The 15,007-nt window shown below is 71.7% G+C and carries 11 protein-coding genes; all 11 read right to left on the bottom strand.

The features are described from left to right. Window positions 1-115 precede the first annotated feature (115 nt). The 11 genes from AB0H93_RS27705 to grpE all read right to left on the bottom strand — a co-directional run bounded on the left by AB0H93_RS27705 (window position 116) and on the right by grpE (window position 14,941). A complete protein-coding gene (locus AB0H93_RS27705; protein WP_358576232.1) occupies window positions 116-727 on the bottom strand; it encodes a hypothetical protein in 612 nt (203 codons plus the stop codon). A gap of 300 nt (window positions 728-1,027) precedes the next feature. After that, entirely contained in the window at window positions 1,028-2,182 is a 1,155-nt protein-coding gene (locus AB0H93_RS27700) for an epoxide hydrolase family protein (RefSeq protein WP_358576231.1), read from the bottom strand. Between the two features lie 171 nt (window positions 2,183-2,353). Further along, complete coding sequence (locus AB0H93_RS27695) at window positions 2,354-2,974, bottom strand: vWA domain-containing protein (RefSeq protein WP_358576229.1); 621 nt, start codon at window positions 2,972-2,974, stop codon at window positions 2,354-2,356. A 13-nt stretch (window positions 2,975-2,987) separates the two neighbouring features. Next, window positions 2,988-4,490 (bottom strand): Hsp70 family protein, encoded by a 1,503-nt coding sequence (locus AB0H93_RS27690; RefSeq protein WP_358576228.1) that lies wholly within the window; start codon window positions 4,488-4,490, stop codon window positions 2,988-2,990. Continuing rightward, a complete protein-coding gene (locus tag AB0H93_RS27685) occupies window positions 4,483-4,623 on the bottom strand; it encodes a hypothetical protein (RefSeq protein WP_358576227.1) in 141 nt (46 codons plus the stop codon). The genes AB0H93_RS27690 and AB0H93_RS27685 overlap by 8 nt, the downstream gene beginning before the upstream one ends. Further along, entirely contained in the window at window positions 4,620-6,203 is a 1,584-nt protein-coding gene (locus AB0H93_RS27680) for a hypothetical protein (RefSeq protein ID WP_358576226.1), read from the bottom strand. Before AB0H93_RS27680 ends, AB0H93_RS27685 begins: the two co-directional genes overlap by 4 nt. Beyond that, entirely contained in the window at window positions 6,203-8,605 is a 2,403-nt protein-coding gene (locus AB0H93_RS27675) for a GTPase-associated protein 1-related protein (RefSeq protein WP_358576225.1), read from the bottom strand. The genes AB0H93_RS27680 and AB0H93_RS27675 overlap by 1 nt, the downstream gene beginning before the upstream one ends. Then, window positions 8,602-9,825 carry a zinc ribbon domain-containing protein gene (locus tag AB0H93_RS27670; RefSeq protein WP_358576223.1) on the bottom strand — a complete coding sequence of 408 codons (1,224 nt, stop codon included), beginning with the start codon at window positions 9,823-9,825 and terminating at the stop codon, window positions 8,602-8,604. Before AB0H93_RS27670 ends, AB0H93_RS27675 begins: the two co-directional genes overlap by 4 nt. Window positions 9,826-9,994: 169 nt before the next feature. Beyond that, a complete protein-coding gene (locus AB0H93_RS27665; protein WP_358576221.1) occupies window positions 9,995-12,355 on the bottom strand; it encodes a hypothetical protein in 2,361 nt (786 codons plus the stop codon). A gap of 212 nt (window positions 12,356-12,567) precedes the next feature. Beyond that, complete coding sequence (locus AB0H93_RS27660) at window positions 12,568-14,223, bottom strand: Hsp70 family protein (protein ID WP_358576219.1); 1,656 nt, start codon at window positions 14,221-14,223, stop codon at window positions 12,568-12,570. Continuing rightward, a complete protein-coding gene (gene grpE, locus AB0H93_RS27655) occupies window positions 14,216-14,941 on the bottom strand; it encodes a nucleotide exchange factor GrpE (RefSeq protein WP_358576218.1) in 726 nt (241 codons plus the stop codon). The genes AB0H93_RS27660 and grpE overlap by 8 nt, the downstream gene beginning before the upstream one ends. Window positions 14,942-15,007: the final 66 nt, after the last annotated feature.

Raw genomic sequence — 15,007 nt, 5'->3', positions numbered from 1 at the left:
GACCCGCTGCCGGGCCGTTGCTCACACGCGGGGTCCTACCGGCAACCTGAGGAGGGCGCGCCCCACAACACCTGATCCAGCGACCGGAAGCCACCGGGGTTGGGGACGCGGGAGTTCAGCGCTGGGACCAGGTTCCGCCGTGTTGGAGGAACGCCCATTCGCGTTCCCAGGCGCGCATGCACATGCGGCGGGCCAGGTGCTGGGTTCCCGTGATCAGGGCGATGCAGGCCAGCTCGATCACCAGCAGCATCAGCAGTGCCGCGAAGATCGCCGACGCCGTGATCGCTCCTCCGCTGGCCGGGGCCGGTACCCGGTTGCCCGCCTGGTCGACCCACACGGTCACGGTGTCGCCCGGCGCACTGTCGGCCGGGACCTGCACCGTCGCGCTCTGCGTCCGGGCCAGCCCGGCGCGCCACTCGACGACCGCGGTCGAGTTCAGGGCGTCCTGGCTGTAGGCCTCGGAGACCGGGACGCTGAGGGCGGGGCGGGTGGTCAGCACCGCGTCCACCGGCCGCGTGGTCTCCGCCGCCGTCGCCGCACGCTGCGTGAGATCGGCGTGCAGGGACGCGCCGAACAGGCCCGACGCGGGGATCGCGATCAGGGCGACCATGAGCAGCAGCACCGAGATGCCCGCCGCGAGCCGATCGATGGGCCTTCGCAACGGGTTCCGGTTCACCCCCAGTGCGTTGACCAACCACGCTGCGTGCGCTTTCAGCGCCGCGACCATCGCCGACCTCCAGACATCCGGTGCACCAAAGAGCCGCGAACGACCGTCGTCTTGTTTTGCCTCGATGGTTGTGCGCAGCATCCGCCAATACGAGTATCCTCCCCACCCGCCCCATCGTTATCACAACGTGACCAGACATACACCAACGGTGTAACAGATCACGTTATTCACAATCTGTTATCCCACCGACCGGGACAAGCGAGTCGGACTATTGGTGCGCGGGAATTCAATTCCGGCAATTCGAACGACGACCGGCAGGCGTTCGGTGGTCCCGCGACCGGCAGCCGCGGGACCACCGGGTCAGCCCTGCGTCCTCAGTGGACGGAAGAAGGCGCGCAACTCCTCCGCCACCTGCGCCGGTTCCTCGTGCGGCATGAAGTGCCCGCCGCGCCCCGGCCTGCTCCAATGGCGCAGGTCGCGGTAGATGCGCTCCGCGAGGCTCTTCGGGAAGTCCGCGAAGATCGGCTCCCGGCTCAGCGTCACCGCCCCGGGCACCTCGATCGGCGGGACCGGCGCGTTGCGGTGGTAGTCGTAGTACTGCCGGAACGACGTGCCGATGGTGCCGGTGGCCCAGTACAGGGTCGCGACGGTCAGCAGCGCATCCTTGTCCCAGCGCCGCTCCAGGTCACCGCCGCAGTCGCTCCAGTCGCGGTACTTGTCGGCGATCCACGCGACGAGACCGGCCGGCGAGTCCACCAGCGCCGCCGCGACCGTGTCCGGCCGGGTCAGCATGATCTCGCTGTACCCGCCGTCCGACTCGTCGTAGGCGGCCACCGCGTCGAGGTATGCCTGCTCCTCGGGCGTCGGCGGCCGTTCGCCGAAGTCGGTGGCGATCACCGCGGTGGTCACGTGGACTCCCGCCACCTCGCCCGGGTAGAGCGCGCCGAGCCACTGGGTGACTCCGCCGCCGATGTCGCCGCCGAAGGCGCCGAACCGCCGATAACCCAGGGTGCCGGTCATCAGCTCGTGCCAGATCTCGGCGACGCCGCGGCGGGTGAACGGCCCCGCCGGCAGCTCGGAGAACAGGAAACCCGGCAGCGAGGGGATGATCACGTCGAAGGCGTCGGCCGGATCGCCGCCGTGCGCGGCGGGATCGGTCAGCGGCCCGGCGACCCGCAGCATCTCCACGAAGCTGCTGGGCCAGCCGTGGGTCAGGACCAGCGGCAGCGGCGCGGGCGCGCCTTCCGCTCGCTTGCCGCGCAGGTGCACGAAGTGCACCTTCCGGCCCGCGACCTCGGCGAGGTAGTGCGGGTAGGCGTTGAGCGCCGATTCGGCGGCGCGCCAGTCGAACCCGTCCGCCCAGTAGGCGACGAGCTCGCGGAGGTAGTCGGGATCCGTCCCGCCGGCCCACCCGGCGCTGTCGGACGCGGTCGTGAAGCGGGTGCGCGACAGGCGGATGCGCAGGTCGTCGAGGACTTCGTCGGGAACGGAAATGCGAAAGGGCTGAACAGTCATTTTTTCCTTCATCCAGTGCACGTTTCGTGGAACGAGCTCTCCTGGATGTCGGTCAGACCGCCGCCGCAGCCAGGAGCGCCCGGATGGAACGGGTCGTCGTCATCGGGCTCACCTCCTCGCTTTGTCGCGGCTGACACGACCTTACCGCAGCGATCGCCTCGCACGATCAGCTCATCGGCCGCGACGAGCGGACAGGCCGGTGGCCATCGAGGCGATGCCCGCCGCGACACCCGCGGCGTCGTCGATCCGCTGGTCGGCGTCCGGAACCCCGGGGCAGGCCAGGTCCGCGAGCGAATCCGCGGCGTCCGACCCGAGGCCGCGGACGACGATGCGGATGCCCATCGCGCAAGCTTTCCGCGCCAGGTCACGAGCCTTCGCGTGGTCCCCGAGCGCCCCGTCGCTGAAGATGCAGAGCACGCGGTCGCCCGGGTACTTCGGCAGCACGTCGATGCCGAGCCGCAGCGCGGATGACAGCACGGTACCGCCCCACGTCTTCGCCTTCCGGAGCGCGGAAACCACGTCGTCCAGCCGGGCTTCCGGTGGCACGTACTGCTGCACGACATCGGACCAGAGCACCAGCCCGCTCTTGTAGTGCGCGCCGTCGGCTTCGGCGAGGAACCGCTCGCCGCCGGCGATGGCCTGCTCCAACCGTTGCCCCCGCATCGACGCGCTCACGTCGATGCACAGCAGGACGTGCCCGCCGTACCGCTCCTGCAGCCTGGGCAGGTACTCGCCCGGCGGTGCCTGCGTCAACCCGATCCCGCCGAAGTCCCGGCGAATCCACGAACTCATCGCTCCCCCGAACTCAGCACCGCACGGTCAGCCCGGCGATGGTCTCGGCCAGCCGCTCGGTCGCCGCGCCGTCCACGACACCGTCCACATAGGCCTCCAGCTCCAGCGCCGCGCCGCTGAGCGGCTCCCGAGCGGTCACCGCGAGCAGGCCGTCCGCGCTGACGCGCAACGTCAGCTCGATCACCGATCCGGCGGGCAGCGGCGGCAGCCCGGCGAACTCGCCGTCCAGCACCCGGCGGTTGTGCTCGACCTCCGCCGACGGCACGTCGCCTGCCTGCTCGAACACCTGGATGCGGACCGACCGCTGCCGGTTCACGATGGTGGCGAACCGGGCCGTCGCGATGGCGGGCAGCGGATCGTTGCGCTGCACGAGGTGGTCGACGAAGCTCCGCAGTCCTTCGTCGTGGCTGTCCTCGACCAGCACGCCGAAGCTGCGCGGCACCACCGCCGCCGACGTGCCGGCCTGCGCCGTGGCGAGCCGGTGCGCGCGCACCGCGGCCCCCGACACGACGGCCAGGTCGGGATCGACGATCTTCGGCGCCCGGCCGAGATGTGCTTGCAGCGCGGCACGAATCATCGGTGCCTTCGTGACGCCGCCGACCAGCAGCACCTCGTCGATCCGCGAGACGCCCTTCGCCGCCGCATCGGTCAGCACCCGGTCGACGATCAGCAGGGTGCGCTCCACCAGGTCCGCGCCGAGGTCTTCCAGCGTCGCCCGGTCGATCTCGAAGCTCCCCGAGTCGTCGCCGCAACGCAGCTTCACCCGGCGGCTGGTGACCGTGCTGAGCTGGCGTTTGAGGTGCTCGGTGACGTCCTGGAGCTGTTGCCGGAACTCCTCGTCGTCCGGGTCCGCGTCCGGGAACTCGCGGGCGAACGCCGCCGCCAGGTGCTCGGCGATGCGCTCAGTCCAGTCGGCACCGCCGAGCCTGCTGTCGCCGTCGGTGGCCACCACGTGCACTCCGTCGTCGGCGACCCGCAGCACGGTCGTGTCGAAGGTGCCGCCGCCGAGGTCGTAGACGAGCGCGGCGCCGGGCTCCGCCTGGGCGGAGTAGTGCAGCGCGGCCGCAACCGGTTCGCTCAGCACCTCCAGCACCTCGATGCCGGCCAGCCGCGCCGCCTGCAAGGTGGCTTCGCGCTCCCGGATCCCGAAGTACGCCGGAACCGTGATCACCGCGTGGACCGTCCCATGTGGACCGAAGCGCGCGACGGCGTCGTCGACGAGGCTGCGCAGGATCAGCGCCGACACCGATTCCGGCGTGTGCCGCGCGCCGTGGAACAGCAGCTCGAACTCGGTGCCCATCCGGCGCTTGATCAGCTCGACGGTGTTCTCCGGGTCGAGGTTCTCCCGCGCCGCCGCCCCGACCACGGCCGTGTCGGCGGACGCGAAGTGCACCACCGACGGCGTGGTGAGCTCGCCGAGCCGGTTGCGCACCACCTCGACCTCACCATCCACGATGGACGCTACGGCGGAGTAGGTGGTGCCCAGGTCGATGCCGAGCACCAACTCGTCAGGCACCGCCGAACACCACCGTCGTGAAGTCGGCGCAGCTGACCGCAGAGCTGAGGATCGTGAGCAGCATCGCGATCGCGAAGACCGCGATCAGCAGCCAGCGGTACACCCGGTAGTTCGCCGGGGGTCGGATGGTCATACCGCCTCCGTGGTCGGCTTCTCGTCGCGGCCGAGGGCGAAGCCGCCGCGGCCCATCAGCCAGCGGAACGGCGCCGCCGGGGTGAGCCGGTGTCCTGGCCTGATCCCGGTCACCGAGGACACCACGAAGTAGCGCACCTCGGCGAAGTCCCGCTCCGCGGCCAGCACCAGGTTGTCCAGGCCCGCGGTGTTCAGCCACTCCCGCACCGCCCCGGCGCACAGGTCCGCGGCCCACGGCAGGTCGGTCAGCAGGTCCGCCTTGACCACCGTGACCGCCAGGGCCCGGCGCTCGGTCTGCACCCCGTAGTCGCGCAGCCGCCGGGCCGTCACCTGGTAGACCTGCTCGGGGTCGCCGCTGGCCGGATGTGCTTGCGCCAGGCGGGATTCCAGCGCGCCGCCGAGCTGGTCGCGCACCCAGCCGATGGCGAACGGGTCGACCACCAGCACCAGTCCCCCGGCGTGGTCGAGGAACTCCAGCTCGCTGTTGTCGTCCCGGTCGACGTAGAACTCGCCGGCCGCGTCGAAGAGGTGCACCAGCGCCTGGTCGCGGGCCTTCGCCGAGCCGCCGCGGGTGAACCGCACCGTGATCGCCGCGGGCAGCTGCCCGGCCGGCGTCTTCGCGGTGTCGCCGCCGGTGGTGATCAGCTGCTCGCCGTGCTCGAAGGCCTGCTTGCTGGCGCCGTCGACGAAGTCGAGCACGACGCCTTCGGCGGCGGCCCGGTCCCGCAGGGTGACCAGGCCCGCGTGCACGAGCCGCGTCTTGCCCGCCGACACCGGGCCGAAGACCGGCATCCGGATGTCGGTGACCGCGCCCGAACCGCCCCGCAGCGGCCGGTCGCAGCGCTGGCACAGCGCCTCCAGCCGCTTGGACGCCCGCAGCACGGTCGTCGGCAGCTTCGCGCCGCACCCGCAGGTGCGCGACGCCGCGCCCAGCGCGCCGGGCCGGATGTCGTGGTGCACCACCTGGCAGCCGTCGCAGCGGTAGGCGGGTACGGCCATCACGTGGTAGCACACCGGGCAGCTGCCGCTGGCCTTCCGCAGCCGCCGCACGACGAGGTCGTAGCCGCGCAGCAGCCCGACCAGCGCACCCCGGCCGAGCCATCCGATGCCGAGCACGACAGCCCCGATCACCAGCACTTCCGCCGCGCCGAGCAGCGCGCCCAGGGTGACACCCGACCAGATCAGGGCGGTCAGGCCGATGCTCGCGAATCGGAGCTTGCTGCCGGTGCCGTAGTTGAAGCCCCACTGCCAGCCGCGCACGATGAAGGCGAGGCCGTTCTGCCATGCCGCGACCAGGTCGCGGCGCCACTGCGCGGCGAGGTAGCCCGGCCAGGCCCAGTCGTGCGGGAACGGCCCCTTGGGCTTGCGCAGCCCGGCGGTGCCGTTGACCACGTCGTTCGGCGTCACCAGCTGCGGCTGCACGGCGCCGCGACCCGCCAGCACCAGGCACGTCGAGACGAACGCCCACGAGCTGCCGAACAGCACGAACAGCGGGAACAGCCAGGCCAGGATCCCGATGACCACCGTGGCCAGCCACAAGCCCAGGCACAGCACCAGGAGGGCCCCGATCACGTAGGGCATTACTTCTCCCGTCTGCCGAACAACCGGCGCGCGAACTCGCGGGTGCGGGCCGGTTTGGGCTTCTGCTGCGAGAACTCCTTCAGCCACTCGTGCCAGCCCGCGGCGTACTCGGCCGCCACGCCGCGCAGCACCTTGCTGATCCGCCGGTAGTCGGTCGGCTTGTGCTGGCCCGCCCAGCGCTCCAGGGCCTTGTCGAACGCCGTCCGCACCTGCTCCGAGGCGGCGTCCTCCCAGCCGGTCAGGAACGCCAGCACGACCGCGTGGTCGCGCCGCGACTGCGCGGCCTGCTCGTCGTTCCACACCGCGGGCAGCGCGTGCACCAGCATCTGCTGGAGCTGGTCACCGCCCCGCACGGTCAGGTCGAGCGCGGCCGGCAGGTCCATGTCGAGCAGCACCGCGATGATCTGGTCCGCGCGGGCGGTGAACACCGACTCCGAGATGTCCTTCAGCGTCGCGGCATCGGCTTCGGCGCCCTTGCGGGCGAAGTTGCTCAGCCAGGACCGCAGCCGGCCGTCGTCCTCCCACACCTTGCGCAGGTCGTCCCGGTCGCCGAGGTGATGTCCCAGCATCCGCAGGACGTCCAGGTAGCGACCGGACACCTTGGCCTTCTCCAGCACCGTGAACGCCCGCTGCGCCAGGGAATCCGAGACGGCCGTCGACGGCAGCGCGGTGAGGAAGTCCTTGAGCTCGGCCATGGTGGGCGCGGAGTTCCGGTACAGCGCCTCCCACACCGCTTCGCCGGTGCCCGGCCGGTCCGGCGCGCGCAGCTGCTCGCGGAACCGGGCGGTGGTCTCCTGCCGCACCGAGCCGCCGGAGGCCACCGCGGCGGCGGCGACCGCCGCGTCCAGCGGCATGAACGGATCGCTGATCGTCGGCGCCAGCAGCCGCCACCAGCGGGCGTCGATCGCCTCGGCGACCTCGGCGGCGCCGGGGCCCGCCAGGCGGCGGGCCAGCACGTCGCGCAGCAGGTCGATCATCTCCGGACCGCACGTCCAGCGCGCCGGGTCGACGCCGGCGTGCGGGTGCTCCGCCCACCACTCGACGAACCGCCCGGCCGCCTCGGCGAACCGGCCCACCCGGGGCCGCACGCCGAACCTGGTCGCGGTCCGCAGCAGCAGGTCCATCCGCTCCGGGGCGACGGCGCCGGCGGCCGCCTCGACCAGGATGCAGGCCTCCTCCACCTCGTCCGGGCTCCACGGCCGCGGCGACAGCGGAGCCCGGGAATCGGCCGGGGTGCCGCGCACGATCTCGTCGATCTCGCCGCGCAGCAACGCGATCCGCACCCGGCCGGCCTGCGCCGCGTTCGCCTCGGCCAGCTTCGCCAGCACCGGCAGCGCGGGCGACGAGGCCAGCACCGCGTCCAGCACCGGTTCGACGACGTCCGATGTGGACACCGGCGGCGGGGACACCAGCCAGTCCGCCAGCGCCATCGCGGAATCCTGCCCGGACACGGCCTCCTCGAGCATCAGCACGCCGGCGGCCAGCCGGTCCGCCGTGCCCGGCCGCCGGTCGTCGCGGTTGCGGGCGAACTGGTGCGACAGCTCGATGGCGTCGACCACGTCGTAGGGGTCGGCGCCGAGGAAGCGCGGCACCCAGTGGCGGGCGGCGGCGGTCGGCTCGTCCTTCCGGCGTTCCCCGGTGACCAGGTTGAACACCACGTAGTCGGAGTTGCGGTCCGGATCGGCCAGCGACCCGGCCCAGTCCGGGTGCACCGCCAGCACCTCGTGGCGGCTGTACTGCGGGTTGGTGGCGAACACCCGGAAACCCACCCGCAGCGCCCGTTCCTGGGGCAGCAGGAGCGTTCCGGCCGCGATCCAGCGCACCGCGGTCTCGGCGTCCTCGCTGACGAACACCACCCGCGACGCGTTCTCGCCGTGCAGCCGGTCCATCGCGGAATGCACTGCGAGCAACCAGGATTCGCCGTCCTGCCGGCTCAGCACCCAGTCCCGCAACGCCTCGACGCCCAGCGGCCCTGCCTCGGGTTCGGCCGACACCGCCGCGCATTCGGTGCTCTCCGCGGGCTGCTCGACCCACCACGGCGCGGCCCACAGCTGCGCGGGCCGGATCGGCCCGTACAGCTGCGGATCGGTGGTGGCCAGCGCGTGGGTGAACTGGTTGCCCTCCCGGACCCCGCCGGTCTCGGCGCCCAGGTAGATCCCGCGGGCCGTCGCGTAGACGCCGTCGTGCACGTGCACCAGCGACGGCGGGTACTGCGAGACCTCGCGCTTCTCGCGCATCCAGCCCACCGGGGCCTCGTAGAGCGCCGAGCGCTGCACCGCGGTCATCATCTCGTCCGTGGTGCCCGGCGAGACGGCCTGGAACTGGAATCCCGCGCCGCCGCGCAGGCCCTGGCCCGGCCGGCAGTCGGTGTAGAACAGCGACTGGAACTCGCGCCCGCTCATCCTCGGCTCCGTTCGATGATCCGGAAGTGGCTGAGCAGCCACAGCAGTGGTTCGTCCACGCGGAACGGCCGCACCCCGGCCGGGTCGATCTGCTTGCGGCCATAGTCCGGTTCCGCGCCGAGCGAGGAAACCGCGAAATAGCGGAACGTCTGGTAATGCGCGCGCAGGTGCCCGTCGATGTCGTCGGCGCCGAGGTCGGCCAGCAGCGCCCGCAGGTGCTCGTCGGTGTCCTGCCCGCCCGCCTCGTCGTACTGCGGGCCGGTGGCCGGCGGGCGGAGCAGCGGGTGGTTCGCGCCGAGCATCCCGAAGAAGGCGTCGATCTTGGAGAACACCACGGCGATCGGGGTCTCGACCTTCTTGCGGTCGCTGAGCCCGACGCTGGTGCGCAGCATCTCGGTGACCCGGGTGAGCACGTTGATCGGCGGCTCGGTCCCCTGCCGGCTGGCGTCGGGCACCGCGATCCGGTCCGCCGCGCCCGGCAGCTGGAACGGGTCGAGCAGCACGATCAGCCCGTCCGCGGCGGTCAGGTACGCCTGGCTGTTGACGAACTCCTGGGTCGTCATGTCCTCGCCGGCGGCGTCGTAGAACGACAGCGTCGTGGTGTTGTGCACCTCGCGGCCGAACTGGACGCGCGGCTGCCGCCACTGCATGACCAGCGGGACGCGGATGCCGTCCGCTGAGCCGGCGGTCGACTCGAACAGCGATCGGTCGTCGAACAGCGCGTGCTCGTAGTCCGCCAGCCACTGCGCGGTGCCGACCCCGGCCTGCTCGCCGGCGAAGGAGATGTCGGCGCCGAAGCGGCGGCGGATGTTGTTCCGCAGCTCGTGCACCAGCACCGTGGTGTAGACGGTCTTCCCGGCGTCCTTGCCGCCCACCACCCCGATCAGCGGGCTGCGGCCCTCGGCGAAGTTGGCGGGCAGCGGCGTGTGGCACACCGGGCAGGCGCGGATGCCGCTGACCGTGCCGCAGTCCGGGCACGGTGCCTTGCGCGGCGTGCGCCCGAACCGCGACGACGGGGGCGCGAAGGTCGGCCAGGACGCGGGCGCGTAGCCGGTGAGCCGCTGCCGCTCGGCGTCGACGGCCTTGCGGCACTTCTCGCGGCCGGGCGCGGGCCGGCCGGTGCACTGGAACCGCAGGTTGCCCGCGGGGAACCGGTGGTAGCAGTAGGGACAAGCGACCTTGGCCATCAGCAGCCTTCCGCGTTCCGCCGCAATTTCCATGGAAATCGAAGATCCGATTTCCATTGAAATTGCGGTCCTCCGGCGTGTCGGCCGACCGACATGCCGGAGGTTGTGGACAACTTCCGCAATTTCCATTGAAATTGCGGAACTCCTCGCCCGGAGGCGACGGCGGGGCCGGGGGGCGGTTGCGCCGCGTCGGGGATGGACATCAGGACACCTTCAGCTGGGAGATCGGCGGGTCGATCAGCTGGACGCCGGGGGCGTTGACGAAGCACCGCAGCCAGTAGGGCTTCCGGCGCGGCAGCTCGACGGTCAGCTCCAACGGGTCGCCGAGGTCGTGGACGTCGCGGTGCACGACCTGGCCGTCGTCGGGTTTGAGCGGCATGACGCGGCCGGGCGCGAGGACCACCAGCACCGTGCAGTCCGGGACGGGCTGGTCGGCGGTCACCACGATGCGCGCGGTGCTCGCGCCGAAGAGCCGGTTCTGCCGTTCGATCCGGTAGCTGACCTGCGGCGGAGCACCGGGCAGCACCAGCGCGACGGGATCGGACCGGCTTTCGCCGTTGTCGGCGGACGCGATCGCGGACACCTGCACGCGCACGTCGCCGGGCCCTGCGTCGATCCGGCAGCCGCCGCCGGCCTGGTACTGCTGCCGGGTCAGCCGCACCCGCCCGGCCTCCGCGCCGGCCGCCGGGTTCGCCCAGGTCACCTCGGCCATCCGGACGCCGCCCGGCCACACCCAGGACAGCACCAGCTCGCGGCCGAAGCGCCGCGCGTCGAGTGAGGTGACCGGCGGCAGCGTCGCGGCGACCCGGGCGGTGTGCCGCACCGGCACGGTCTCGGCGGCGACCTCGGTGCCGTCCGGGCGGCGGTAGCGAGCGGTCAGCAGGTAGGTGAAGTCGCCATCGACGTCCACAGTGGAGTCGCGAAAAGCGGTGCTGCCGTTGGTGGGGACGACGACGTCGTCGGACTCCCCGTCCCGGCGCCGCCGCACGTCGACGCCGACGACGTCCCGGTGGACGACCCAACTCCCCTCGACCGCCCCGGTGCGAACGGCCAGCCGGACCCTGTGCACGGGAGGCAGCACGTCGACCACCGCTCCGGCGGGCCGCGACCACGCGCCGCCTTCCCCGGCGGCGAAAACCGCGTACCCGACGCTCCCGCCCGCCGCCACGGCGGCGTCCACCACCACCGTCTCCGCGCCTTCGGCGACCACGTCGCCGTCGTCGGCGTCGCCGGGCGTCCGCCCGGCTCGCCGCACCACCCGGTACCGGGTGGCGTCGTCGTGGTCGGGCTTCGCCCGCCACGACACCCGCACCCCGACGCCTTCCGGCTGCGCCGTCACGGCGTCGACCGGGCTCAGCGGGATGCGCCGCAGCTCCGCCGCTATCGCGTCGTCGTCGACGGCGAGCCGCGCGGCTTCGCCGAGCTGGCGCCTGGCTTCGGCTTCGGCTCCGCCTCGCAGCGCGCGGTCCGCCGCTTCGCGGAGTTCCCGCACCTGCTGCGCGTGCCGGTCGACGGCCGCTTTCGCGGCCGCGGCCTCGTCGGTATCCGTGATCGCGGCCAGGGTTTGTTGTGCGGCGATGAGGTTTCCGGCGGCGAGGAGTTCGGTGACCTTCTGCAGCCCGGTGACCGGCGGTGCGGCAGTGCCGGTTTCGCTGAGCACGCTGAGCACCGCCAGCCGTGCTTCGTCCGCGTCCAGGCTGCTGCGGCCGAGCACTCGCAGCAGCGCGCTGGCCGGTGCGCCGTTCTCACGGAGCCGTCGCACGTCGTCGAGCAGGTGGTAGAGCGCGAGCAGCCGGAGGTCTGCGCCTTCCTTGCCCGCGGCGGTGTTGAGCAGGCCGAGCGCTTCGCGGGCGGGCTGGTTGCCGGAGCGCCGGTTCTCCCGGTCGATCGCCTGCTGGACGGCTTTGGCGGTGAGTCCGGCGGGTTTGGGCGGGCTGCTCTCGAAGTCCGCCAGGAGCTTGTAGCTGTCGAGATTTCCGTGCAGGAGCTCGGGAATCCCGGTGATCTCGGCGTCGCCCAGCAGCGCCTTGAGACGGCGGAAGAGGGTGTCGGGCAGGCCGCTGGTCTTCGGCAGTTCCGTCGGCGGCGCGGTCCGCACCCCGGCCTTGGCCAGGGCCTGGTCTACTTCGGCGGGCGCCAGCTGGCCGAAGGTCTCGCGCATCGCCTCCAGCTGGCCGGGCGTGATCAGGCCGAGTTCGCCGAAGTTCGCCTTCAGCATCGCGACGAGTTCGTCGACCTGCGCCTGACTGGCCCCGGCCCGGGCGTCGTTGCGGTTGCGCCACCAGGCCATGCTGGACATCTCGTTGCCAGGCGCGCGCCGCAGTTCCTCGTCCTCGCGCAGGAAGGCCTTGTAGACGCTGGTGGTGAAGCTGGACTTCGCGGTGGACTGGGCGCTCTTGTTCCAGTGCGAGCGGACCTCGGCGAGCCGCTGCGACAGCTCCGCGTCCGAGAAGCCCGGCTCGACCGCGTACCTGGTCAGCAGGTCGTCGGGTAATCGGCCGCTGCGTCCCCGCAGCGGCCGGACCACCTCGCGCTCGTAGACCTTGGGATCGAAGGGTTGCATCGGAGCCCGTCTCTGACCTCGTGATTCCGGTGGAAACCAACGCGCTGATTCGCATCGAGCCGCTTTGTCGTGAGTGGCGATGGTCGCTCGGACGGCCACCGCCACTCACGACCGTCCGCCTCGCTTCGTGAGTGGCGATGGTCGCTGGAGCGACCACTGCCGCTCACGACCCCACCGGCGCCGAGACGCGGGCAGGTTCGGGTGGAGCCGCTTCAGCCGGAGACCGTGATCCCGGCGACCACCCTCTTGGCCTCGGCGACCTCCTCATCGCTGCGGACGCTCACCCGGACCTTGATGTCCAGCGACTTCCCGGTGGACGGTTCGGTGGCGGTCAGCTCCAGCAGGCCCTCGTCGTCGACGGTCATCCGGATGTTCACCGGCGATCCGACCGGCAGCGGCGGCAGCCCGTCGATGAGGCCCTTGCCCTCGTTGATCGGCTTGTTCTCGGCTAGTTCCGGCCCGGCGACCACCCCGGACTGCTCGAACAGCTCGATCATCACCCCGGTCTGGCCCGCTTCGACGGTGGCCGCCTCCAGGACGCGCTCCGCGGTGGGCAGCGAGTCGTTGGCGTGCACGAGGTGCTTGACGAAGTGCTGCGTCGGCTTCTGCTGCCAGTCCGGGTCGCTGGTGTCCACCAGCTTCACGCCGAAGGCCTTGGGCAGCACGTTGCGGGTCTTCTTGGCGGCCAGGTCCTCCAGCGCCTTGACCGAAATCCCGGTCTGCTGCGCCACGTTCTGCACGGCCTCCGCGACGCCGGTGGCGCCCTGCTCGGCGGCGTCGGTCATCTCGCGGTGCACCACGCGGCCCAGCGCGTACAGCGCGGCGCCCTTGGCCACCGCCAGGTCCGGGTCGTGCAGCTTCGGCTCCCAGCCGAAGTCGGCGCGCAGCCGCTCGGCGACCGCCGGCATCTTCGTCGACCCGCCGACCAGCAGCACGTCGTCGATCTGCGCGCCGGGCTGCTTCTCCTGCAGCGTCGCCAGGGTGCGCTTGAGGATGTCGACGGTCTTGTCCAGCAGGTCCTGGGTTTCGGACTCGAACTGCGCGCGGGTCACCTCGACGCGCGCGCTGACGCCGGCGCCGCGCAGCGCCACCGCCCGGGATTCGGCCTTGGAGAGCTGCTTCTTGGTGTCCTCGGCGGTGGTCGCCAGCGACTGCAGGAACTCCTCGTCGTCCTCGACCTCGGTGCCGTCCGGCGCCTGCTCCAGGAACTTCGCCAGCAGGTGGTTGCGCAGCCGCAGGTCCCAGTCCGCGCCGCCGAGGTGGTCGTCGCCGTCGGTGCAGACCACCACGATCTCGTCCTTCGACACCCGGATCACCGTGGTGTCGAAGGTGCCGCCGCCGAGGTCGTAGACGAGGATCGTCTTGTCCTCGGCGTCGGTGGTCGCCTCGTAGTGCAGCGCCGCGGCCACCGGCTCGGGCACGATGCCGATCACGTCCAGCCCGGCGATCTGGCCGGCGTTCTTGGTCGCGCTGCGCTCCAGCATGCCGAAGTAGGCGGGCACGGTGATCACGGCGCGGCTCGCCTCGCCGCCGGTGTGCGCGGCCGCGTCCTGGGCGAGCTGCTTGAGGATCAGCGCCGAGATCGATTCCGGCGTGTAGGTGGTGCCGTGGAACTCGAACTCGGCGTCGCTGCCCATCTGCCGCTTGATCAGCGACACCACCCGGTCCGGGTCGATGATCGCGGAGTTCTTGGCCACCGACCCGACGACCACGTTGGACTCGTTCTCGAAGAACACCACCGAGGGCGTGGTCTCGCTGCTGTCGGTGTTGCGGCAGACGGTCGGGCGGCCGGTCTCGTCGACGTACGAGATGGCCGAGTAGGTGGTGCCCAGGTCGATGCCGAACACCTTCAGGTCGCTGTCAGACATCTGCGCTCATCCCCTCTGCTCGCGGGTCGTTCTCGGTGGCGGGCGCGGTTTCGGCGCTCCAGCGGTACACGTGCACCCGCGCGGGGACGGTCACGCGATCGGTCGTGGTGTCCAGGTATCCGTCGGAGACGACGAGGGCGATCTGCTCGTGCCGGCCGGGGTCGTCGGCCGGGAGGACCTTGATGGCGCGGTGCTCGCGCGCCGAGAACGCGGCGCCGACCTCGGGCCGGATCGGCGCGCTGCCGCAGCGCTCCAGGGCCTGTTCCGCGCTCAGCGCGAAGGATTCGAGGAGGTCCGCGACCTGCTGCCGACCGAGCTCCGCGGGCAGCGTGCGGGCCTGGTGCAGCAGGTCCTTGCGGAGGTTCTGCAGATCTGTGGTGATCGGGCGCAGCACGAGGTTCTGCTCCCCGGCGCGCAGCCGCTCCACCTCGGCGTGCAGCTTGTCGATGACGCGCTCGCGGGCGGCGGCGCGCTCGTGGTGCTCGCGAACCTGCTCGGTGAGCGCCGCGACCGCCTCGGTCAGCTGCGCGAGCGGGTCCGGCTCGGGTAACGGCTCGGCGGATTCCGCAAGCGGCTCAACCGGTTCCGGCGCCTGGTCCGCCTCCGGTACCGCCGGTTCGGGTACGCCGGCGACCGCGTCGACCGGCTCCCCGGTGTCCGCCCGCCGGTCGCCGTGCCCTGGCTCGTCGCGCATGAACTCGCCCGCCTCGCTGCTCACCGCTGCCGCGGAGTGACCAGTAGATGATCACCAAGCCTAGTATTCTCCCGCACCGTTCAAGCGGGA

Source organism: Saccharopolyspora sp. NPDC050642 (assembly GCF_040654735.1).
GTDB classification, from domain to species: domain Bacteria; phylum Actinomycetota; class Actinomycetes; order Mycobacteriales; family Pseudonocardiaceae; genus Saccharopolyspora; species Saccharopolyspora elongata.
This window is presented reverse-complemented; position numbering and strand designations above follow the sequence as displayed.

Excerpts from the sequence above, each read along its gene's own strand:
- AB0H93_RS27705 (WP_358576232.1), bottom strand. The coding sequence starts at position 727 with ATGGTCGCGGCGCTGAAAGCGCACGCAGCGTGGTTGGTCAACGCACTG.
- AB0H93_RS27700 (WP_358576231.1), bottom strand. The coding sequence starts at position 2,182 with ATGACTGTTCAGCCCTTTCGCATTTCCGTTCCCGACGAAGTCCTCGAC.
- AB0H93_RS27695 (WP_358576229.1), bottom strand. The coding sequence starts at position 2,974 with ATGAGTTCGTGGATTCGCCGGGACTTCGGCGGGATCGGGTTGACGCAG.
- AB0H93_RS27685 (WP_358576227.1), bottom strand. The coding sequence starts at position 4,623 with ATGACCATCCGACCCCCGGCGAACTACCGGGTGTACCGCTGGCTGCTG.
- AB0H93_RS27680 (WP_358576226.1), bottom strand. The coding sequence starts at position 6,203 with ATGCCCTACGTGATCGGGGCCCTCCTGGTGCTGTGCCTGGGCTTGTGG.
- AB0H93_RS27675 (WP_358576225.1), bottom strand. The coding sequence starts at position 8,605 with ATGAGCGGGCGCGAGTTCCAGTCGCTGTTCTACACCGACTGCCGGCCG.
- AB0H93_RS27670 (WP_358576223.1), bottom strand. The coding sequence starts at position 9,825 with ATGGAAATTGCGGCGGAACGCGGAAGGCTGCTGATGGCCAAGGTCGCT.
- AB0H93_RS27665 (WP_358576221.1), bottom strand. The coding sequence starts at position 12,355 with ATGCAACCCTTCGATCCCAAGGTCTACGAGCGCGAGGTGGTCCGGCCG.
- AB0H93_RS27660 (WP_358576219.1), bottom strand. The coding sequence starts at position 14,223 with ATGTCTGACAGCGACCTGAAGGTGTTCGGCATCGACCTGGGCACCACC.